The 18,567-nt window shown below is 57.9% G+C and carries 21 protein-coding genes, 3 tRNA genes, 2 rRNA genes and 1 pseudogene; 21 read left to right on the top strand and 6 right to left on the bottom strand.

The window, feature by feature from the left end; all coding sequences use genetic code 11:
• From FE782_RS19130 to FE782_RS19185, 12 genes are all read left to right on the top strand, one after another.
• A 23S ribosomal RNA gene (locus FE782_RS19130) occupies positions 1-143 on the top strand; the annotation flags it as partial.
• Positions 144-211: 68 nt separating this feature from the next.
• A 5S ribosomal RNA gene (gene rrf, locus FE782_RS19135) occupies positions 212-328 on the top strand.
• A 280-nt stretch (positions 329-608) separates the two neighbouring features.
• Positions 609-1,745, top strand: a complete 1,137-nt coding sequence (locus tag FE782_RS19140) for a putative glycoside hydrolase (RefSeq protein WP_158299463.1) — start codon at positions 609-611, stop codon at positions 1,743-1,745.
• 66 nt (positions 1,746-1,811) lie between these two features.
• Positions 1,812-3,272: an IMP dehydrogenase gene (guaB, locus tag FE782_RS19145; RefSeq protein WP_138195856.1), complete on the top strand. Its 1,461-nt coding sequence runs from the start codon at positions 1,812-1,814 to the stop codon at positions 3,270-3,272.
• 141 nt (positions 3,273-3,413) lie between these two features.
• Positions 3,414-4,706: a D-alanyl-D-alanine carboxypeptidase family protein gene (locus FE782_RS19150; protein WP_138196007.1), complete on the top strand. Its 1,293-nt coding sequence runs from the start codon at positions 3,414-3,416 to the stop codon at positions 4,704-4,706.
• An 88-nt stretch (positions 4,707-4,794) separates the two neighbouring features.
• Positions 4,795-5,676 (top strand): pyridoxal 5'-phosphate synthase lyase subunit PdxS, encoded by an 882-nt coding sequence (gene pdxS, locus FE782_RS19155; protein ID WP_138196008.1) that lies wholly within the window; start codon positions 4,795-4,797, stop codon positions 5,674-5,676.
• A gap of 47 nt (positions 5,677-5,723) precedes the next feature.
• The gene (gene pdxT / locus FE782_RS19160) at positions 5,724-6,299 is read left to right on the top strand and encodes a pyridoxal 5'-phosphate synthase glutaminase subunit PdxT (RefSeq protein WP_138195857.1); all 576 of its coding nucleotides are present in this window, start codon (positions 5,724-5,726) and stop codon (positions 6,297-6,299) included.
• A gap of 32 nt (positions 6,300-6,331) precedes the next feature.
• Positions 6,332-7,615: a serine--tRNA ligase gene (serS, locus tag FE782_RS19165; RefSeq protein WP_138195858.1), complete on the top strand. Its 1,284-nt coding sequence runs from the start codon at positions 6,332-6,334 to the stop codon at positions 7,613-7,615.
• Positions 7,616-7,661: 46 nt separating this feature from the next.
• Positions 7,662-7,751: transfer RNA gene (locus FE782_RS19170), tRNA-Ser, on the top strand.
• 120 nt (positions 7,752-7,871) lie between these two features.
• Positions 7,872-8,219 carry a hypothetical protein gene (locus FE782_RS19175; RefSeq protein ID WP_138195859.1) on the top strand — a complete coding sequence of 116 codons (348 nt, stop codon included), beginning with the start codon at positions 7,872-7,874 and terminating at the stop codon, positions 8,217-8,219.
• The gene (locus tag FE782_RS19180; protein ID WP_138195860.1) at positions 8,216-8,407 is read left to right on the top strand and encodes a hypothetical protein; all 192 of its coding nucleotides are present in this window, start codon (positions 8,216-8,218) and stop codon (positions 8,405-8,407) included. Before FE782_RS19175 ends, FE782_RS19180 begins: the two co-directional genes overlap by 4 nt.
• A 6-nt stretch (positions 8,408-8,413) precedes the next feature.
• Positions 8,414-8,578: a small acid-soluble spore protein P gene (locus tag FE782_RS19185; protein WP_138195861.1), complete on the top strand. Its 165-nt coding sequence runs from the start codon at positions 8,414-8,416 to the stop codon at positions 8,576-8,578.
• A gap of 52 nt (positions 8,579-8,630) precedes the next feature.
• Here the strand turns inward: FE782_RS19185 and FE782_RS19190 are convergent, their stop codons facing one another.
• Positions 8,631-9,329 carry a DUF8580 domain-containing lipoprotein gene (locus FE782_RS19190; protein WP_138195862.1) on the bottom strand — a complete coding sequence of 233 codons (699 nt, stop codon included), beginning with the start codon at positions 9,327-9,329 and terminating at the stop codon, positions 8,631-8,633.
• A 496-nt stretch (positions 9,330-9,825) separates the two neighbouring features.
• Between FE782_RS19190 and FE782_RS19195 the strand changes: the two genes are divergently transcribed.
• From FE782_RS19195 to FE782_RS19210, 4 genes are all read left to right on the top strand, one after another.
• Complete coding sequence (locus FE782_RS19195) at positions 9,826-10,347, top strand: hypothetical protein (protein ID WP_138195863.1); 522 nt, start codon at positions 9,826-9,828, stop codon at positions 10,345-10,347.
• Entirely contained in the window at positions 10,344-10,889 is a 546-nt protein-coding gene (locus tag FE782_RS19200) for an accessory gene regulator B family protein (protein WP_138195864.1), read from the top strand. The genes FE782_RS19195 and FE782_RS19200 overlap by 4 nt, the downstream gene beginning before the upstream one ends.
• Before the next feature lie 6 nt (positions 10,890-10,895).
• Positions 10,896-11,024 (top strand): cyclic lactone autoinducer peptide, encoded by a 129-nt coding sequence (locus FE782_RS19205; RefSeq protein WP_138195865.1) that lies wholly within the window; start codon positions 10,896-10,898, stop codon positions 11,022-11,024.
• 93 nt (positions 11,025-11,117) lie between these two features.
• The gene (locus tag FE782_RS19210) at positions 11,118-11,717 is read left to right on the top strand and encodes a CPBP family intramembrane glutamic endopeptidase (protein WP_138195866.1); all 600 of its coding nucleotides are present in this window, start codon (positions 11,118-11,120) and stop codon (positions 11,715-11,717) included.
• Here the strand turns inward: FE782_RS19210 and FE782_RS19215 are convergent.
• Entirely contained in the window at positions 11,698-12,327 is a 630-nt protein-coding gene (locus FE782_RS19215; RefSeq protein ID WP_138195867.1) for a TraX family protein, read from the bottom strand. The genes FE782_RS19210 and FE782_RS19215 overlap by 20 nt on opposite strands.
• A 120-nt stretch (positions 12,328-12,447) precedes the next feature.
• Between FE782_RS19215 and FE782_RS19220 the strand changes: the two genes are divergently transcribed.
• Positions 12,448-12,939: a hypothetical protein gene (locus tag FE782_RS19220; RefSeq protein ID WP_138195868.1), complete on the top strand. Its 492-nt coding sequence runs from the start codon at positions 12,448-12,450 to the stop codon at positions 12,937-12,939.
• A 65-nt stretch (positions 12,940-13,004) separates the two neighbouring features.
• Here the strand turns inward: FE782_RS19220 and FE782_RS19225 are convergent.
• The 4 genes and pseudogenes from FE782_RS19225 to tadA form a co-directional block, all read right to left on the bottom strand.
• Positions 13,005-13,081, bottom strand: a tRNA-Pro gene (locus tag FE782_RS19225).
• A gap of 72 nt (positions 13,082-13,153) precedes the next feature.
• Positions 13,154-13,231, bottom strand: a tRNA-Arg gene (locus tag FE782_RS19230).
• 45 nt (positions 13,232-13,276) lie between these two features.
• Positions 13,277-13,690: a GNAT family N-acetyltransferase gene (locus FE782_RS32950; RefSeq protein WP_238392578.1), complete on the bottom strand. Its 414-nt coding sequence runs from the start codon at positions 13,688-13,690 to the stop codon at positions 13,277-13,279.
• A gap of 54 nt (positions 13,691-13,744) precedes the next feature.
• Positions 13,745-14,218: pseudogene (tadA, locus tag FE782_RS32955) on the bottom strand (tRNA adenosine(34) deaminase TadA); the annotation flags it as partial.
• 244 nt (positions 14,219-14,462) lie between these two features.
• Here tadA and ychF point away from each other — a divergent pair.
• The 4 genes from ychF (at position 14,463) to spoIIR (ending at position 18,471) form a co-directional block, all read left to right on the top strand.
• Positions 14,463-15,563 carry a redox-regulated ATPase YchF gene (ychF, locus tag FE782_RS19240; RefSeq protein ID WP_138195870.1) on the top strand — a complete coding sequence of 367 codons (1,101 nt, stop codon included), beginning with the start codon at positions 14,463-14,465 and terminating at the stop codon, positions 15,561-15,563.
• 142 nt (positions 15,564-15,705) lie between these two features.
• On the top strand, positions 15,706-16,782 hold the full coding sequence (gene prfA / locus FE782_RS19245; protein ID WP_138195871.1) for a peptide chain release factor 1: 1,077 nt from the start codon (positions 15,706-15,708) through the stop codon (positions 16,780-16,782).
• Complete coding sequence (prmC, locus tag FE782_RS19250) at positions 16,782-17,648, top strand: peptide chain release factor N(5)-glutamine methyltransferase (protein ID WP_138196009.1); 867 nt, start codon at positions 16,782-16,784, stop codon at positions 17,646-17,648. Before prfA ends, prmC begins: the two co-directional genes overlap by 1 nt.
• A 94-nt stretch (positions 17,649-17,742) precedes the next feature.
• On the top strand, positions 17,743-18,471 hold the full coding sequence (spoIIR, locus tag FE782_RS19255; protein ID WP_238392569.1) for a stage II sporulation protein R: 729 nt from the start codon (positions 17,743-17,745) through the stop codon (positions 18,469-18,471).
• Positions 18,472-18,567 lie beyond the last annotated feature (96 nt).

Here is an 18,567-nt window from a genome sequence, read left to right on the forward strand (position 1 = left end):
AAAGCATCTAAGCGTGAAGCCCCCCTCAAGATGAGATTTCCCTGCTTGAAGACCCCATGTAGACGACGTGGTTGATAGGTTCGGGGTGGAAGCGCGGCAACGCGTGGAGCTGACGAATACTAATCGGTCGAGGACTTATCCAACACAATTCGGAGTGTACAATTCAAGTTTCGCATCCAGTTTTCAGGGAGCAACCCTTGAACTATATAGGTTTGGTGATAATGGCGGAAGGGAACCACGCGTACCCATCCCGAACACGAACGTTAAGCCTTCCAGCGCCGATGGTACTTGGACCGCAGGGTCCCGGGAGAGTAGGACGTCGCCAAGCCGAGAAGCAAAGAACGCCTCTAGATCGAGTCATCGATCCGGGGGCCTTTTTTTCGTATGTAATCATTCCAGTCTTTACGCCGTATTCCGACCGCTGCGGGCCTCCATAATAACCAACAGGAGGTGGGTCAGGAATGATAAAATCTCGACCGTGGTTGATTTGTCTACTTCTCCTCGCATTGGTTGCAGTTGGATGCGCGAACGGGTCAGCGACGGAAGCACCCCGAGATCGACCGCTGAACGCGGCATCGAGCGGAACGGACGGACGGCCGGAGGGAAACGTGGTACAGCAGCCCCTTCTCGACGTCGTGGAACCAGAGGCGAATCCCGAAACAGAAAAGCCGGATCTCGCCGGCCAACCGTCGACCGAGACGCGCAAGCCGGACGAAGCCCCGCAAACGAAAGCGCATGCAGTGCTGCCCGAGAAGAAACGCAGAGTAGACATCAAGGGCGTCTACGTATCGCCGCACGCGCTGCATGGGAAGCGGTGGAAGAAAATCGAGAAGCTGCTGAGAGACACAGAACTGAACGCGCTGGTGATCGACGCGAAGAGCGACTACGGCAGATTGACGTATCCTTCGAAGATTGCCGCCGCGAAGGAGATCGACGCGGACAGCGAAGCGAAGATCGGCGATTTGGCCTCTTATCTAAACCCCCTCAAGAAAAACAATACTTATCTAATCGCACGCATCGTCACGTTCAAAGACCCTTACTTAGCCGCCAAGAAACCCGAATGGGCGATGAAGCGGAAAGACGGCTCCGTATGGCGCGATAAGCGAGGCGTCTCCTGGGTCGATCCGTACAACGAAGAGGTGTGGGAGTACAATATCGAAATCGTGGAAGAGGCGATCGCGGCCGGATTCGACGAAGTTCAATTCGATTACGTGCGGTTTCCCGAGCAAGTCGGAGCGGTCGATCGAGAGGTCGTCTTCCGCAATCCCGGCAACGAGACGAAGGATCAGATCATTCAGCGGTTTCTTCGAACGGCTACGCGGCGCGTTCATGAGGCGGGCGGGTTTACGTCGGCGGACGTCTTCGGATTAACGACGACGGCGAAAGACGGCATGGGCATCGGTCAGAAGTGGGAGCTGCTGGCTCAAGAGGTAGACGCCATCTCGCCGATGGTGTACCCGTCCCATTACGCGAAGGGGAGCTACGGCGTGCAACACCCCGACCTGAAGCCCTACAAGATCGTGAAGGAAGCGATCGCGGACGCGAAGTCGCGGAACGAGGCGTTGACGCGCAATCAAGAACATGCGGCGGCTCTGCGCCCGTGGCTGCAGGATTTTACGGCGAAATGGGTGAAGCCGCACCGAACGTATCGGCAAGCGGAAGTGCGAGAACAGATTCAAGCATTGAAGGAATTAGGCATTAGACAATATCTTTTGTGGAATCCTAGCTCAGACTACTCGTTCTAGCGTTCCTTGACCCATATATTTGACTTTGATACTATTGGCTGTAATGAAAATCGAGGAGGGTCACCCTTGACTTGGGAAAATAAATTTGCAAAAGAAGGTCTAACGTTCGACGACGTGCTGCTCGTGCCTCGCCGGTCCGACGTGTTGCCCCGGGAAGCGGACGTATCGACGAAGCTGGGCCCGAACTTGCAATTAAACATTCCGCTGCTCAGCGCGGGGATGGATACGGTCACGGAGTCCAAGCTGGCGATCGCGATCGCGCGCGAGGGCGGAATCGGCATCATTCATAAAAATATGTCCGTCGCCCAACAAGCGGAAGAGGTCGATCGGGTGAAGCGTTCGGAGAGCGGCGTCATTACGAATCCGTTCTCGTTGACGCCGGATCATCATGTGTACGATGCCGAGGAGTTGATGGGCAAGTACCGTATTTCCGGCGTGCCGATCGTGGACGAGTCCAATAAGCTGGTTGGAATCCTGACGAATCGCGATCTTCGATTCGTTCACGACTATTCCATTAAGATCAAAGAAGTGATGACCCGGGAAAACTTGGTCACGGCGCCCGTCGGTACGACGCTGCAAGAAGCGGAAGGGATTCTTCAGAAGCATAAGATCGAGAAGCTCCCGCTCGTCGACGACGCGTATCAGCTGAAGGGCCTCATCACGATCAAGGATATCGAGAAGGCCATTCAATTCCCTCATGCCGCCAAGGACGCTCAAGGACGCCTCGTCGTCGGCGCGGCGGTCGGCATCAGCAAGGATACGTTCGAGCGCGCGGCCGCGCTGGTGGAGGCGGAGGTCGACGTTCTCGTCGTCGATTCCGCGCACGGGGCGCACGTGAACATCATCGAGACGGTCCGCAAGCTCCGCCAAGCGTATCCGAACCTGCTCATCGTCGCAGGCAACGTGGCCACGGCGGAAGCGACGCGCGAGTTGATCGAAGCCGGCGCATCGGTCGTGAAGGTCGGCATCGGACCGGGTTCGATCTGCACGACGCGGATCATCGCCGGCATCGGCGTGCCGCAGGTAACGGCGATCTACGATTGCGCGAACGCGGCGCGGGAGTACAACGTACCGATCATCGCCGACGGCGGGATCAAGTACTCCGGCGACGTAACGAAGGCGATCGCGGCCGGCGCGAACGCGGTCATGATCGGTTCGCTGTTCGCGGGAACGGAGGAGAGCCCGGGCGAATCGGAAATTTTCCAAGGTCGCCGCTTCAAGGTATACCGGGGCATGGGATCGATCGGCGCGATGAAAGAAGGCAGCAAGGATCGATACTTCCAGGAGAACGAAAGCAAGCTCGTACCGGAAGGGATCGAAGGTCGCGTACCGTATAAGGGTCCGCTGAAGGATACGATCCATCAGTTGGTGGGCGGACTTCGTTCCGGCATGGGCTACTGCGGCACGAAGACGATCGACGAGCTTCGCCTCGACACGCAATTCGTCAGAATCACGGGCGCGGGACTCCGCGAGAGCCACCCGCACGACGTGCAAATTACGAAGGAAGCGCCGAACTATTCGTTGTAATCGGCGATCGGGCGGGGCTTCGGCCTCGCCCTTTTTCCATTATAACCCTCCGGGCTTCCGTCGCTTTGGTCGTCTCGGAACCTATGATACAATAAGGAAATGGAATTCTATTAAGACGGGTAAAGGAGAATGAATGAAGTGATGGTGACCAAGCGCAAACGTTTCGGCCGAGCGGCTGTGATTCTATCATGTGCGATACTAGCTCAGACGTTCTCGCCCTTCCTGCATAACGCGAAGGCCGCGGAACAAGTCGATCTCGGGCTGAACGTGAACGCGGCGGTGTTGATGGATGCGGAAACCGGGCAAATCTTGTATGCGGAAAACGAGAACGAGCCCTATCAACCGGCCAGTATGACGAAGATGATGACAGAGTACTTGATCATGGAAGAAATCGAAGCCGGCCGCATGACATGGGAAGACATGATTTTCACGACGGAGCACGCCGCGGATGCGATCGGCTCCGGGCAACAGATGGCCGAAGGCGTCTCCTATCCGGCTAAGAAAGTGTTCGAGCTGCTGTCGATTTACTCGGGGAACGACGCGGCGGTCGCGTTCGCCGATCATATCGGCGGCACGGAAGAGCAGTTCGCGAAGTTGATGAACGAAACGGCGAAGAAGTTAGGGCTATCGTCCGGCACTTATTTCATTAATTCTACCGGTTTGTCGCGTAGGGATATGGGAAAGTATGCGCCGACTACGTTGGAAGGCGAGACGCTGTTAACGGCGCTGGACGCGGCGAAGCTGGCGCAAGCGATCGTTCTTGAGCATCCCGAGGTGTTGGAATTCACGAAAATTCCGTCGCTGAAGTTTAACGAGGCGGATGCGAAGCCGATGGTCAACTGGAACTGGATGGTCGAGGGGAATAAAGAGAATCAGAATTTTAAATCCTATGCGTATGACGGGTTAGACGGCTTGAAGACGGGACATACGTCCGATGCCGGTTATTGCTTTACGGGAACCGCGGAGCGGAACGGCATGCGGCTGATCAGCGTCGTCATGGGCGCCGAATCCGAGAAAGCGCGGTTCAACGAGACGCGCAAGCTGCTCGATTACGGCTTCAACAGCTTCGAGAAGCGCACGATTCTGTCCGCGAAGACGGAGCTGCCTGATCTGAAGACCGTACACATTCCGAACGCCCTAAATCAAGAGGTTCCGGTCGTAGTCGGCCAAGGCATCGAGCTGATCGTAGCCAAGACGGAGCAGGCGACGCCGCAATTGACGGCGAACGTGTACCCGGAGGATCAATTGAAGGCGCCGCTGAAGGCGGAGGACCAGGTTGGCACCGTGACGGTCGTGTATGGAGACCGTACGATGGAAGTGCCGCTCATCGTGACGGAGGACGTCGAGAAGGCGGGCTGGTTCCGCATGCTGATGCGGGGCATCGGAGGATTCTTTTCGGGCTTGTTCGGGGGCATCGTGGGTCTTTTTAAATAAGACCCATTGTTGCTAAGCCTTGACGGAATGTGTAAAATATAGTTTCAGTAATCATTGTTTCGGACATGAAGCGGAGGGCAAGGAAATGGTGCAAACGGGAACTTCTCGCGTTAAGCGGGGTATGGCTGAAATGCAAAAAGGCGGCGTCATCATGGACGTCATGAATGCGGAGCAAGCGAAGATCGCGGAAGCGGCCGGCGCATCGGCGGTTATGGCGCTCGAGCGGGTTCCGGCGGACATTCGCGCCGCGGGCGGCGTCGCTCGGATGGCGGACCCGACTGTCGTAGAGGAAGTGACCAAAGTCGTCTCCATTCCGGTCATGGCGAAAGCGCGGATCGGCCACTTCGTCGAAGCGAAGATCCTCGAGGCGCTCGGCGTCGACTATATCGACGAGAGCGAAGTATTGACGCCGGCCGACGAGGTCTATCATATCAATAAGAACGACTTCACCGTACCGTTCGTGTGCGGCGCCCGCGACTTGGGCGAAGCGCTTCGCCGCATCGGCGAAGGCGCATCGATGCTGCGGACGAAGGGCGAACCGGGGACGGGCAACATCGTCGAAGCGGTTCGGCATATGCGGATGATCCAAGCGCAAATTCGCAAGGTGCAGAGCATGTCGAAGGACGAACTGATGGCCGAAGCGAAAAACCTCGGCGCTCCGTACGATCTGATCCTCTACGTGAACGAGAACGGCAAGCTGCCGGTCGTCAACTTCGCGGCGGGCGGCGTGGCGACGCCGGCGGATGCGGCGCTCATGATGCATCTCGGCGCGGACGGCGTCTTCGTCGGCTCCGGCATCTTCAAGTCCGACAATCCGGAGAAGTTCGCGAAGGCGATCGTCGAAGCGACGACGCATTACACGGACTACGGCTTGATCGCCGAGCTGTCCAAGAACTTGGGCACGCCGATGAAGGGGATCGAAATTTCGAAGCTGGAATCGAATCAAAGAATGCAGGAGCGGGGTTGGTAAAACTCCCCGCTTTTTCTATATTAGAGCGGATTGCGAGGGGAGCGCCGATGAACGTCGGAGTACTGGCGCTGCAGGGCGCGGTAGCGGAACACATTAGAAGCATTGAAAGCTGCGGAGCGAACGGCGTCGTCGTGAAACGGACGGAGCAGTTGGACGAGTTGGACGGCTTAATCATCCCCGGGGGGGAGAGCACGACGATCGGCAAGCTGATGCGGACATACGGATTCTTGGATGCGATTAGGGACTTCTCCGCCAAGAAGAAGCCGATCTTCGGCACGTGCGCGGGTCTCATCGTGCTTGCGGAGCGCATCTCCGGCGAGGAGAGCGCACACCTCGGTCTCATGGATATCACCGTGGCGCGCAACGCCTTCGGCCGCCAGCGGGAAAGCTTCGAGATCGATCTGGCCATGAAGGACTGGGACCGCCCGGTTCGCGCGGTGTTCATTCGAGCGCCGATCATCGAGAGCGCCGGGTCCGAAGTGGACGTCTTAGCCACGTACCGAGACGGCATCGTCGCGGTGCGGCAAGAACATCTGCTCGGAGCGTCGTTCCATCCGGAACTGACGGACGACAACAGCATGCATGCGTATTTTACGGAAATGATTCGGCAGTACAGCGCTTAAGTTTCTCGTAGCCGTCTGAGGAGGTTGTAGTTGTGTTAGATATGAAGTTGCTTCGCAACGATTATGAGCGCGTGAAGCAAGCATTGCTCGCGCGCGGCGGCAAGGCCCTGCCCGAGCTCGAAGCGTTCACGGCGGTCGACGCCCGACGTCGGGAGCTGCTCCAAGAGAGCGAGTCGCTGAAGAACCGGCGGAACACGGTATCGCAGGAAGTCGCGCGGAAGAAGAAAGCGGGAGAGGACGCCGAAGATTTGATCCTCGAGATGAGAGACGTATCCGATCGGATCAAGGCGTTGGACGACGAGACGAGGATCGTCGAGGAGCAGCTCGATGCGATCCTCATGTCGATTCCGAACGTGACTCACGAGAGCGTACCGGTCGGGTCTTCCGAAGAAGACAACGTGGAGGTTCGCCGCCTTCTCGAGCCGAGAAGCTTCGACTTCGAGCCGAAGCCGCATTGGGATGTCGCCGCCGCGCTCGGCATCGTCGATACGGAAGCCGCGAGCAAGGTGACGGGATCGCGGTTCGTTTTCTATAAGGGTCTTGGGGCTCGACTGGAGCGGGCGTTGATCAACTTCATGCTCGACTTGCACACGGGCGAACACGGCTACGAAGAGCTGACGCCGCCGATGATCGTGAACAGCGACAGCCTGCGCGGAACGGGACAGCTTCCGAAGTTCGCAGAGGACGTGTTCAAGCTGGAAGGACTGGACTACTTCTTAGTGCCGACGGCGGAAGTACCGGTTACGAACTTCCATCGCGAAGAAATCTTGAACGCCGCCGATCTGCCGAAGTATTATACCGCCTACAGCGCTTGCTTCCGTTCGGAAGCGGGATCGGCGGGGCGCGATACGCGCGGTCTCATCCGGCTGCACCAGTTCCATAAGGTCGAGCTCATCAAGGTCACGACGCCGGAGAGCTCGTACGAGGAGTTGGAGGCGATGACGGCGAACGCGGAGAAGGTGCTGCAGCTTCTCGGGTTGCCTTACCGCGTTCTGGCGCTCTGCACGGGCGATATCGGCTTCACCGCGGCCAAGACGTACGACCTGGAGGTATGGCTGCCGAGCGCGGGCATGTACCGCGAAATCTCGTCCTGCAGCAATACCGAAGACTTCCAGGCGCGGCGCGCGCAAATCCGGTTCCGCCGGGACGCGAAGTCCAAGCCGGAATTCGTGCATACGCTGAACGGTTCGGGCCTCGCGATCGATCGGACGATCGCCGCGATCTTGGAGAACTATCAGCAGGAGGACGGCAGCGTCGTCATTCCGGAAGCGTTGGTGCCGTATATGGGCGGAGCGACGGTTATTGCCAAGAAGTAAGGCATTGTAGCGGCTAGGCGAAGTGTGATACAATGCTGTTTATCGCGGAGAGGTGGTCGAGTGGTTTAAGGCAGCGGTCTTGAAAACCGCCGTAGTCGTGAGGCTACCGTGGGTTCGAATCCCACCCTCTCTGCCATAACCTACATAGGACGTTTCAGAGAGCGGGCGACCGCTCTCTTTTTTATTTTTATGGCAAAGGACCGCGCGCATATTTCCCCTCCGGAAATCGAATCTTAACAAACGGAGGTGTGTCACCATGACCAAGACGGACATTCTGACCGTGAATCCGCAGGAGCTGGCCAGAGCGTGGAACGAAACGCTGCCGCTTTTGCTCGGCCCGTCCGACAAGGCGACGGTCGTCGCCGACGAACGCGACGCCAACGTGCTTCGCATTCATATCGACACCGCGGGGCGCAGTATGTATTCATTCGATTTTAAGTGCACGTATGTGGACTCGCGCGAAGTGAAGGTCGAAATCGTGGATGCCGAGCGCGGCCACGACCAAGCCGACGAAACCCGCGAGATCATTCAATCGTTGATCGAAGACTACGTTCGCCATATCCACGAATGCGCGCAACGACTGAAGGGGCTGACGAACGCATGACGAAGGCGAAGAACGGATGGGATAAGAACCTCACCAATGTCGTGGAGGCGCTGGACGTGCCCGATTTGCCGGCGCTCGAAAACCAGCAGCGGAACCAGGACAAGAACGACCGCCGTCACCAAGACCGGCTGAACGTCGGATCGCACTGGCATGAGGCGGAACAAAATCATCAAGCAGGGGAGGACTGAGGGGCCATGAGCAAGAGGGGCACATACACCGTCGATCCTCATATCGGGCAAGATCACGAGAACCCGGTGCGACATCGGAAGGATCCGGCCCACCCGGTAGAACCGCTGTCCGGCTCGAAGAAAGTGAAAAACCTGCAGCATTCTCGGAAAAATCACGGAGAAGGATCGTAACGCCAAAGCGGGCCGCCCCTAGAGGACGGCCCGCTTTCGATCGTGCATGTCGTCATTTCGGAACGACGATGGACTTGATCATCGGATAGAAGCGAGGGGAGACGCCTTCGGCCGCCTCCGAGTTCGGGAAGTTCAACGTAAAGCGGAACAGCGTTCCGTCGATCTTCATCGCGATCATATTCACCGAGCCGGAGGCGCCGCTCGCATGCAATATAAATGCCGCCTTCGACCGAATGTCCTCGTCGAAGAACGACTCCTTCATATCCGCGATATTGTCTCCTACGGCTTTCAGAGCGTCCTCCGCGGACGACCGCAGCGCCGTCAAGTCGGTGTCTTCGGGAAGCGGCTCGATGCGGAGGAAGAACTCCGGGAATTCCTTATGGAATACCATATCCTTCCCCGGCTCCTCCGGCGTAAATTCGAAGCCCTCCATCAAATAGAAGACGTACCCTAACTCGCTCTCCGTCAGCGAAGCGGGTACCGCCTCCGTCATCCCTTCCACAGTGACGTTCAGCTCGGTCCGCTCCGGCAGCGTCTTGGCGTCCGCGGCGGGCGCCTCCGCCGAAGGCGTCTGCTCGTCGGCCGGCTGCTCCGGAGCGGCCGGCGTCTTCGCTTCTTCCTGCGCAGCGCCTCCCGCGGCCGGGGGATCGGCGGCTTCCTCCTTCGCGCCGCCGCCGGAGCACGCGGCGAGCACTGCGATCAATGCGGCAGTCAACAATAAGCCGCTCTTCTTGACATATACGCGTTTCATGCTTGATCGACCTCCTTCGTTACTAGTATTGACGAAACGAGCGGGTTTATTGTTTCAAGCGACGAGTTCGCGCGGCTTTACCGGCGAGGGACTTTCGGGGGATGTCAATTGTAAACAATCGAACTTTGAACACTGGTAAAAAACATACAATAAAGCGGTTACAACCTTGATGATTCCTATACTTTTTTCGTTAACTGGGGAATTTTCACAAATCATGAAAATAGGCTGAAATTAGTGTTCGACAAGAATGGGAATTTGATGTACATTGAGACTATGACTCTATTAAAGTGGTGACAGATGCATGAGCTTAGACCTACAATTCTTTATAAATATGTTCTTTTCCCTTTTGGATTTTACGGGGTTTACTCTCTTATCCTTATCTATCTATCGCATCCCGATTACGCTATACTGGAAGAGACTGCTAGTCATCCAATTCGTGTTTGTGTCGGTTATGCTCATCCATGACTATGTGCTGATGAATAAAGATTTCTACACTTTGAGTATTGCATGTACGGCGATTATCCTTTCTACGTTCCTTCTGCGCATCCCGTTCTTATACTCCTCGTTGATCTGGGGGACCGGATACTTAATCAACAACGTCATGCAAGGGATCATCGTTTTAGGCATCACCGGATCCGGCATCTTGAGCACCGACCAGCTCGTGAACAGTCCGTTGCTTCGCAACTTGTTCATGCTGATCTTCTTCCTGATCAACTTGTCCATCGTCCTCTTTATCGAGAAGAAGCGCCTAGGATTCATGTTCATTATGAATCGGTTCCGACTTCAGAAGCGCAATATCCAGATGAAGGATCTCTTCATCGCCACGTTATTCATCTGTACCGTCAGCTTAGGACAGCTCGGCGCCGTAAGCTTTATGTCGAATAAGACGAACGAATATCTTCTCATTACCTTGTTGACCATGATCGTCATCTCGCTGATCGGCCTGTACATCACTTACCGAATGAACATGAAGGAAATCGACGAGAGATTCAGTTCGTTACGGGGGAAGAACCGTTGATCGATAAACTCTCTTTACGAATCGCCACATTCATCCGACAGAACAACGAGCAGGCGGCGTCGATGGATGTTCTCATGTTTTCGCTGGCCGTCGTATTGAACGCCATCTTCGTCGCGGTCATGATTATCATCATCGCCATCTTCACGAACCGGCTTCCGGAAGCGTTGGCGCTCTTGGCTTCGTTCGTTACGCTTCGATTTTTCAGCGGCGGCATGCACCTTCCGACGTCGAAGCTGTGCAACTTCATCTCCATCGGCCTCTTCGTCGTCTTAATGCTGCTCCCGGTTTCGTACTGGAATGCGGGCCTCGTGTTGAATAGCGCGGCATTGGCGTTCGTCCTGCTGTTCGCTCCGACGAAGGATATCATGCATTTGAACTTACTCGGCCCTAAGTATACCATTCATTTCAAAATCGTATGCGTGCTGCTTGTCTCGGTAAACTTCTGGATTCAGTCCCCGATATTGGCGTTGGCATTCTTCTCTCAGACCCTCACCTTGACGCCGATTGCTTATAAGGGTGTAGCCTTGTTTGAGAGGAGGTGATTACGGATGAAACATCGCATCGCTTTGGCTGCGAACGCGGTATTGGCAGCAATCGCAACGGTGGTAATGACGAGCGCCAGCTCCTGGCTCTTGTACCGCCCGGAAATTCCTGCTGAACTGCAACGCAAGCAATAGTCCTTTTTTATGGAAAACGTAAACATCAGTACGTGACAAAGCCCACTCGATTCTCGGATCGGTGGACTTTGTCATTTTCAGGGAAGGTGCGGAATGCAGATGCGAATCTTACTCGATCGTCGTTGGTGGTTGATCGCGATGGCCGCCGCGGTATTAGTACTGCAATGGTGTTACCCGACCGCCGCGATGACGATCTGGCCTCCGTTCGCTATCGTCGCCGCCGCGATCGCGATGTTCTGGAGCGAACTGCGAACGTACGACTGGGGGGCGTTGAAGCGGGGGGCGTTCTGGGAGGCCGTCTTCTACGCCGTCACCCAAGGCATGATCGCGCAGGCGGCGGGCATCGTCGTGGTCCAGTACGGATTCGGCGTCGCTTCGCCCGCGCTTCCGTTCGCGCTGACGCCGGGGGTCGTGATCAGCGCCGTAGTGTTTTCAGGAATTCTGGAGGAGCTCGTTTACCGCAAATCGCTGTTCGGACTGATCGATCGGAAAATAGGCTTCTGGCCCGCCGCCTGCGTCAGCTCGGTGCTCTTCGCCTTGGCTCACGCCAACGTATCCGCTTATCTCGGGTATTTCCTGCTCGGGCTCGTCTGGTGCCGGGCGTACCGTAGAATGGGCAATATCGGCATCGTCATCGCCGCGCATATGGCGTTCAACGTCATCGCGATGTTCGTTATGGCCGGAAGAGGGTAATCGCGAGAATATAGAGGACGATCAGATGCGCCGGGTAAAACGACCGCCACAGCCAGCTCGGCGCCCTATAGGAGGCTTTCGCCAGGGCGGACGGCGCATAAGCGACGACGAGCGTCGGGAGGATGCTGAAGACCTGCAAGGGAGCTTGAAATAATAACACATATATGATGTTCAGTCCGAAGTGCGATAGCAGCGTAACGTGACGGGTCGTATAACGGAAAATCAACAAGAGCAGCAAGCCGTAAGCCCCGTAATCGAATGCGACGGCTTCCAAGAGCACGGCGGCGGCGATCGGGAACGCGTACCCGAGCGGGTTGTCTTTCCACCGTTCCATCCCGTAGACGGCCGCGGCGGAGACGAAGAACGTACCGATGACGTTGATCGTGTACGTATCGAACAACAGAGCGAAAGGCGCCTGAGAGATAACGGCGAGCAGCGCGAGGCGAAGAAGATATTTCGGAACGCTTCGCGTTCGAGACAGTCCGACGGCGATCAAATATGTATAAACCGGGAACGCGATCCGCCCTACGATCCGCCAGATCGGCGAATCCGGGAACCAGACGATTCCGATATGGTCGATCAACATCGTAATCATCGCGACCCATTGCATGATAAGGAAACCCCTCTCGATGAACTCCCCTCATTATAACACGGCTCGTCTACATAATTTGCCAAGGAAAAGAGAACGATACTTCTGTCCGAAATTCAAGACCGACAGGAGGAAACAACCATGCGTTGGTTCGTACCGATTACGATCGCGATCGCAGTTACCGTATTAGGTGCGGGAACCGCCGCGGCGGAGCATCGCGAAGACGGAAAGGCGCATCATCAGCGGCGGCCTTCCGCGCACGTCATGGCCGCCCCTTCCCACCAAGCGATGTATATGCAGCTGCTCGCGGAGAAGTACGCGCCGGAGACGGCGGCGGCGTGGAAGCAGACGATGGCGGAGCGCGTCGCACTGATGAACGAGCTTCAAGAGCTGAAGAAAGCCGGCAAGTGGAAGCGGGAAGACGCGAAGGCGAAGATGGAGCGCATGGCGGAGGAGAAGGGCGAGGCCATGAAGGAGCATGTGGCGCTGGTCGAGCAGTTCACGCAGGCCGTCCAAGCGGAAGACGCGAAGGCGATCAAAGCCGTATTGCCGAAGCTGCTCGCGTCCGAACAGAAGCTGAACGAGACGCTGCGCCAGTGGGTCGAGAGCGCGAGACAAGCGAAAAGCTCATAGGTCGGAAAAAGAAAAACCGTCTCGTTCGGCGTAAGCCGGACGGACGGTTTGATTTGTGATATGAGTGGTCGAGACGACAGGATTCGAACCTGCGACCTCTTGCTCCCGAAGCAAGCGCTCTACCAAGCTGAGCCACGTCTCGACGTTGTTGCCGTACAAGCGACGACATGTACTAATTTAACACGAAATTATACCGGACGCAAGTGGAAAATGATGGCGCGCCACGGGGGGACTCGAACCCCCGACGCATAGTTTAGGAAACTATCGCTCTATCCGGCTGAGCTACGGGCGCGCAGTGGAAATATAATATCACGTACGAGGCTTGTCAGGCAAGGCGTCAAAACGTCTTCGCGAATTGGGTGATCGTAATGTCCGGCGCGATTTCCACGAGACCCGTCGGTTGAAACCCGTGCCTCTCGTACAAGCTTACGGCGGGCGCGTTCGCGGTACCGGTCGAGACGATTGCCTTGCGAAGCCCGGGCAGGTTCAGGACGGATGCAAGAAGCTTCGAGGCGATGCCGAGGCGGAACCGGTCCGGATGCACCATCATGCGGTGAACGTCCAACGTCTCGCCGCCGTCGATCCGCTTATAGGAGATCGCGCCGACGAGGCGGCCGCCGGTCTCGAAGCAGCCGACGAACGATTCGCCGCAAGCGGCGAGCGTCTCGGGCGTATCCAGCAGCGGAGGAATCGTATCGAGCCCGATGAGGCGGGCTTCGACGGGGTAGGACGCCTGCTGCAATTCATGCACCGCCCGCGCATGCGCCGGATCGGCGATATCGAACGGCCGGTACTCGAAGCCGTCCTTCGACTTCTTCCTGAGCCGCCGGAAGAAGTCGCTCAGCATGGCGCCGCACTCCGCTTGGAGCACGCCGGACGTTACCTCGGTAACGTGATTGAACCGGTCGTCCTGCAGCAAATTCATGAGCGTGCCGCAGCAGCCGGCTTTCGGATCGGGCGCGCCGTAGACGACGCGTCGAATGCGCGATTGCAGAATCGCGCCCGCGCACATCGGACACGGCTCCAGCGTAACGTATAGGTCGCAGTCGGTAAGCCGCCAGGCGTCCAACGCTTCGCTGGCCTCTTTGATCGCGACCATTTCGGCGTGCGCGGTCGGATCGCGGCCGGTTTCCCGCAGGTTATGTCCTCGGCCGATGACGACGCCGTCTTTCACGATGACGGCGCCGATCGGCACTTCCGCGAGCAGCTCGGCCTTGCGGGCTTCCGCGATCGCTTCTTCCATCCACCGTTGGTCTTGGGATGGCGATCCGTTTTCCATATGTAAATTCCTCCGATTGTGGATAAATTACGCGAACAAATATTCTTTTGTGCACATGCTGTGAATAAAATTGTGGATAACTCAACTCGCTTGTGGACTTGTTGGTATTATACTATATAATAAGAAAAGCTTCTTCGATCCACAGGGAAGCTCTTCTTGCCATGTCAGTACATTTCTATAGGATGATAAGCGACTGACGGGATCATACGGAATCGGATCATAAAGACAGGAGTTGTTACGATAGATGGCATTGAAAGCAGGAATCGTCGGGTTGCCGAACGTAGGGAAATCCACGTTGTTTAACGCGATCACGCAGGCGGGCGCGGAGTCCGCGAATTACCCGTTCTGTACGATCGATCCGAACGTAGGGGTCGTCGAGGTGCCGGATCCGCGGCTCGGCAAGCTGGCCGACATCGTGCACCCGGAGCGGATCGTGCCGACGGCGTTCGAGTTCGTCGATATCGCGGGTCTCGTGAAAGGCGCGAGCAAGGGCGAAGGCCTCGGCAACAAGTTCTTGGCTCACATTCGCGAGGTGGACGCGATCGTTCACGTCGTCCGCTGCTTCGTGGACGAGAACATTACGCACGTCTCGGGCGGGGTGAACCCGATCAGCGACATCGAGACGATCAATCTCGAATTGATTCTGGCCGATATCGAATCGGTGGAGAAGCGGCTGGAGCGTTCCCGGAAAAACATGAAGGGCGGGGACAAGAAGGTGCTCGCCGAGGTGGAGCTGCTCGAGCGGCTGAAAGAGACGTTGTATAACGATAAACCGGCTCGCAGCATGGAGATGACGGACGAAGATCGTCTGCTCGTTCGGGACCTTCACTTAATTACGATGAAGCCGGTGCTGTACGCGGCCAACGTGAGCGAGTCGGAGGCGGCGAACTCGGAAGGCAATCCGTACGTTCAGAAGGTGCGGGAATTCGCGGCGTCGGAAGGCAACGAGGTCGTGCCGATCAGCGCGAAGGTCGAATCCGAAATCGCGGAGCTCGAGGGCGACGACAAGGCGATGTTCCTCGAGGAGCTGGGGCTGCAGGAATCCGGCTTGGATCGGCTCATCCAAGCTGCGTATAAGCTGCTTGGTTTGTACACGTACTTCACGGCCGGCGTGCAAGAGGTTCGGGCATGGACGATCCGCAAGGGGACGAAGGCGCCTCAAGCGGCGGGCGTCATCCACACCGACTTCGAGCGCGGCTTCATTCGCGCCGAGGTCGTGGCGTATGAAGATTTGATCGCGGCAGGCTCGATGAACGGCGCGAAGGAGCGGGGCCAGCTGCGCCTCGAAGGCAAGGAATACGTCGTCAACGACGGGGACGTTATGCATTTCCGATTTAACGTATAGAAGAAGCGAAATGGAGCGTGCTTCGCCGGCCGGGCGGGGCGCGCTTTCCCTTTTTCCCCGGAATTGCAAATTGACATTCGTTTTTGGGGAACCATATACTAAAAGGATGAACACGACAACGAAAGTAAGAGGTGACCAGTCCATGCTTGATCGTCTACAAGCGCTTGCCGACCGGTACGATAAGCTTAGCGAGCTGCTTTGCGATCCGGATGTGGCGAACGACAACAAGAAGCTGCGCGAATACTCCAAGGAGCAGTCCGATCTCCAGGAAGTGTACGACGCGTATCAAGAATATAAAACGGTGAGCGAACAGCTGGCCGACGCGAAGACGATGCTCGGAGAGAAGCTAGACGACGAGATGCGCGAGCTCGTGAAGATGGAAGTGTCGGAGCTGTCCGAGCGGAAGGAGCAGCTCGAGGCGCAAATCCACGTGCTGCTGATGCCGAAGGATCCGAACGACGATAAGAACGTCATCGTGGAAATCCGCGGCGCCGCGGGCGGCGAAGAAGCGGCGTTGTTCGCGGGCTCGCTGTACCGGATGTACACGAAGTACGCGGATGCGCAAGGCTGGCGCGTCGAGCTGATGGAAGCGAACGAGAGCGACCTCGGCGGCTTCAAGGAGATCATCTTCATGATCAAGGGCAAGGGCGCGTACAGCAAGCTGAAGTTCGAGAGCGGCGCGCATCGCGTGCAGCGGGTGCCGGAGACGGAATCCGGCGGACGGATCCACACGTCGACGTCGACCGTCGTCGTCATGCCCGAAGTCGAGGACATCGAGGTCGAGGTGAAGGAGAGCGACATCCGCGTCGATACGTTCTGCTCGAGCGGCGCCGGCGGCCAGTCGGTCAACACGACGAAGTCGGCGGTTCGCGTGACGCACGTGCCGACGGGCATCGTGGCGACGTGCCAGGACGGCAAGTCGCAAAACTCGAACAAAGAGATGGCGCTTCGCGTCCTGCGCGCGCGCATCTACGAGAAGATGATGCAGGAAGAGACGGCGAAATACGATTCCGAGCGCCGCTCCAAGGTCGGCACGGGCGACCGGAGCGAACGGATTCGGACCTACAACTTCCCGCAAAGCCGCGTGACCGATCACCGGATCGGCCTCACGCTGCATAAGCTCGACCAAGTGATGGACGGCGATCTGGACGAGATCGTCTCGGCGCTGACCGTCGCATCCCAGTCCGAGATGGTCGAGAGAGGGGAATATTCCGCGTGATGACAGTCAGAGAAGCCTTCATGAGGGCTTCTTCTTTTTTAGGGGAGCGGGGGACGAGCGAAGCGCCGGCGTCGGCGGAGCTGCTTCTGCAGTACGTCCTCGGCGTGACGCGGACGAAGCTGCTCGCCATCTGGAGCGATGCGATCGACGAGGACGCGTTCGAGCGGTTATGGGCGCTGTTGCAGCGCCGCGCCGCGGGCGAGCCGGTGCAGTACATTATGGGCGAGGCGTATTTCTACGGACGGCGGTTCGCGGTCGATAAGACGGTGCTCATCCCGCGCCCGGAGACGGAGCTGCTCGCGGAGCGGGTGCTGCTGCTCGGCACCGAGCTGTGGGGCGCCGCGGGGGCGCCGCGCGTCGTGGACGTCGGCACGGGCAGCGGCGCGATCGCGGTGACGCTGGCGGCCGAGCGGCCGTCTTGGCGCGTCGCGGCGAGCGACATTAGCCCGGAGGCGCTCGAGACGGCGCGGCGCAACGCCGAGGCGAACGGGGCCTCGCTCGAGTTTCTGCTCGGCGACCTGCTCGAGCCGGCGGCGAAGGCGTACGGCGGCGGCGGGATCGATATTCTCGTCTCGAATCCGCCGTATATTCGATCGGCGGACATGGCCGAGCTGCAGGTCGAGGTGCGGGAGTTCGAGCCGCATCTGGCGCTCGACGGCGGCGAGGACGGCTTGGATCCGTATCGTCGGCTGCTGGCGCAGATGGCGTCGTTCGGCGTCCGGCCGCGGATCGTCGGTTTCGAATGCGGACTCGGACAAGCCCGCGACTTGGCGAAGCTGCTCCAAGCGGCGGGGCGGTGGACGGACGTGTCGATCGTGGAGGATTACGCGGGGATCGAACGTCATGTAATCGGGGTGCGGAAGTAGCTTCGAAAAAAAATGCTAGATTGCTAGGTTTAGAGATTGCGGCGGGTGCCCATACTGAGACTATTATAACAAGTCTTAGAGGGGGCAACCCAACGTGAAACAACCATCATCCTTTATGAAATCTTTCGTACTCGTCGTCGGCATGGTCATGATGCTCGTAGCATCCTGGGAATATAGCAAGGCGGATCCGGTGTTAGCGGAGGCGCAAGCGATATCGGATTCGACGATTCCGGCGGAATCGATTCGTCTGCGCATTCTGGCCGATTCCGATGCCCCTGCGGATCAAGCGCTGAAGCGTCGCGTGCGCGACGCGGTCATCGCGTCGATGAACGAATGGGCGACGGGACCGCAGACGATCGAGGAAGCTCGCGAGACGATTCGCGAGCGGCTGCCGGAGATCGAGCGGCTGACGGCGGACATGGCCGCGGAAGCGGGATTCGCGTATTCGGCGAAGGCGGAGCTCGGGCTCGTCCCCTTCCCGACGAAGGTGTACGACGGCAAGCTGTATCCGGCCGGCGATTATGAGGCGCTCCGCATCACGATCGGCCGCGGCCTCGGGCAAAACTGGTGGTGCGTGCTGTTCCCGCCGCTCTGCTTCGTGGACGTCGCTTCGGGCGAGACGCCGAACGCCGCAGGCGTATCGACGGTAATGGCGGCGAGCGCGGTCGTCTCGGCGGACAAGGCGGGCGCAGGCGGCGATGCCGCGGCGGACGATGCGGACGCAGCGAACGGCGAGGACGAGGCGAAGGTGGAATATCGGTTTTTCTTGCTCGAGCTGATCTCCGATCTGGTCAACGCGGTGCGCGGCTGGTTCGGCGCATAAGGTGCGTAAGGCGCACGGGGCGGAACGATTCGAAGCGCCGGCGCCGAGGACGCCGAGATGGTACGCTGCCGCGTCGACGCCATGTGAAGTACGAAC

The organism is Paenibacillus antri, assembly GCF_005765165.1.
Classification (GTDB): Bacteria; Bacillota; Bacilli; order Paenibacillales; family YIM-B00363; genus Paenibacillus_AE; species Paenibacillus_AE antri.

What these genes read in the sequence shown, in the direction of transcription:
- pdxT (WP_138195857.1), top strand. Translation starts at nt 5,724, where the DNA reads ATGAACGTCGGAGTACTGGCGCTGCAGGGCGCGGTAGCGGAACACATT.
- prmC (WP_138196009.1), top strand. Translation starts at nt 16,782, where the DNA reads ATGACAGTCAGAGAAGCCTTCATGAGGGCTTCTTCTTTTTTAGGGGAG.
- FE782_RS19150 (WP_138196007.1), top strand. Translation starts at nt 3,414, where the DNA reads ATGGTGACCAAGCGCAAACGTTTCGGCCGAGCGGCTGTGATTCTATCA.
- FE782_RS19210 (WP_138195866.1), top strand. Translation starts at nt 11,118, where the DNA reads ATGCAGATGCGAATCTTACTCGATCGTCGTTGGTGGTTGATCGCGATG.
- FE782_RS19220 (WP_138195868.1), top strand. Translation starts at nt 12,448, where the DNA reads ATGCGTTGGTTCGTACCGATTACGATCGCGATCGCAGTTACCGTATTA.
- FE782_RS19215 (WP_138195867.1), bottom strand. Translation starts at nt 12,327, where the DNA reads ATGCAATGGGTCGCGATGATTACGATGTTGATCGACCATATCGGAATC.
- ychF (WP_138195870.1), top strand. Translation starts at nt 14,463, where the DNA reads ATGGCATTGAAAGCAGGAATCGTCGGGTTGCCGAACGTAGGGAAATCC.
- prfA (WP_138195871.1), top strand. Translation starts at nt 15,706, where the DNA reads ATGCTTGATCGTCTACAAGCGCTTGCCGACCGGTACGATAAGCTTAGC.
- FE782_RS19180 (WP_138195860.1), top strand. Translation starts at nt 8,216, where the DNA reads ATGACGAAGGCGAAGAACGGATGGGATAAGAACCTCACCAATGTCGTG.
- FE782_RS19205 (WP_138195865.1), top strand. Translation starts at nt 10,896, where the DNA reads ATGAAACATCGCATCGCTTTGGCTGCGAACGCGGTATTGGCAGCAATC.
- FE782_RS19190 (WP_138195862.1), bottom strand. Translation starts at nt 9,329, where the DNA reads ATGAAACGCGTATATGTCAAGAAGAGCGGCTTATTGTTGACTGCCGCA.
- FE782_RS19175 (WP_138195859.1), top strand. Translation starts at nt 7,872, where the DNA reads ATGACCAAGACGGACATTCTGACCGTGAATCCGCAGGAGCTGGCCAGA.
- FE782_RS19185 (WP_138195861.1), top strand. Translation starts at nt 8,414, where the DNA reads ATGAGCAAGAGGGGCACATACACCGTCGATCCTCATATCGGGCAAGAT.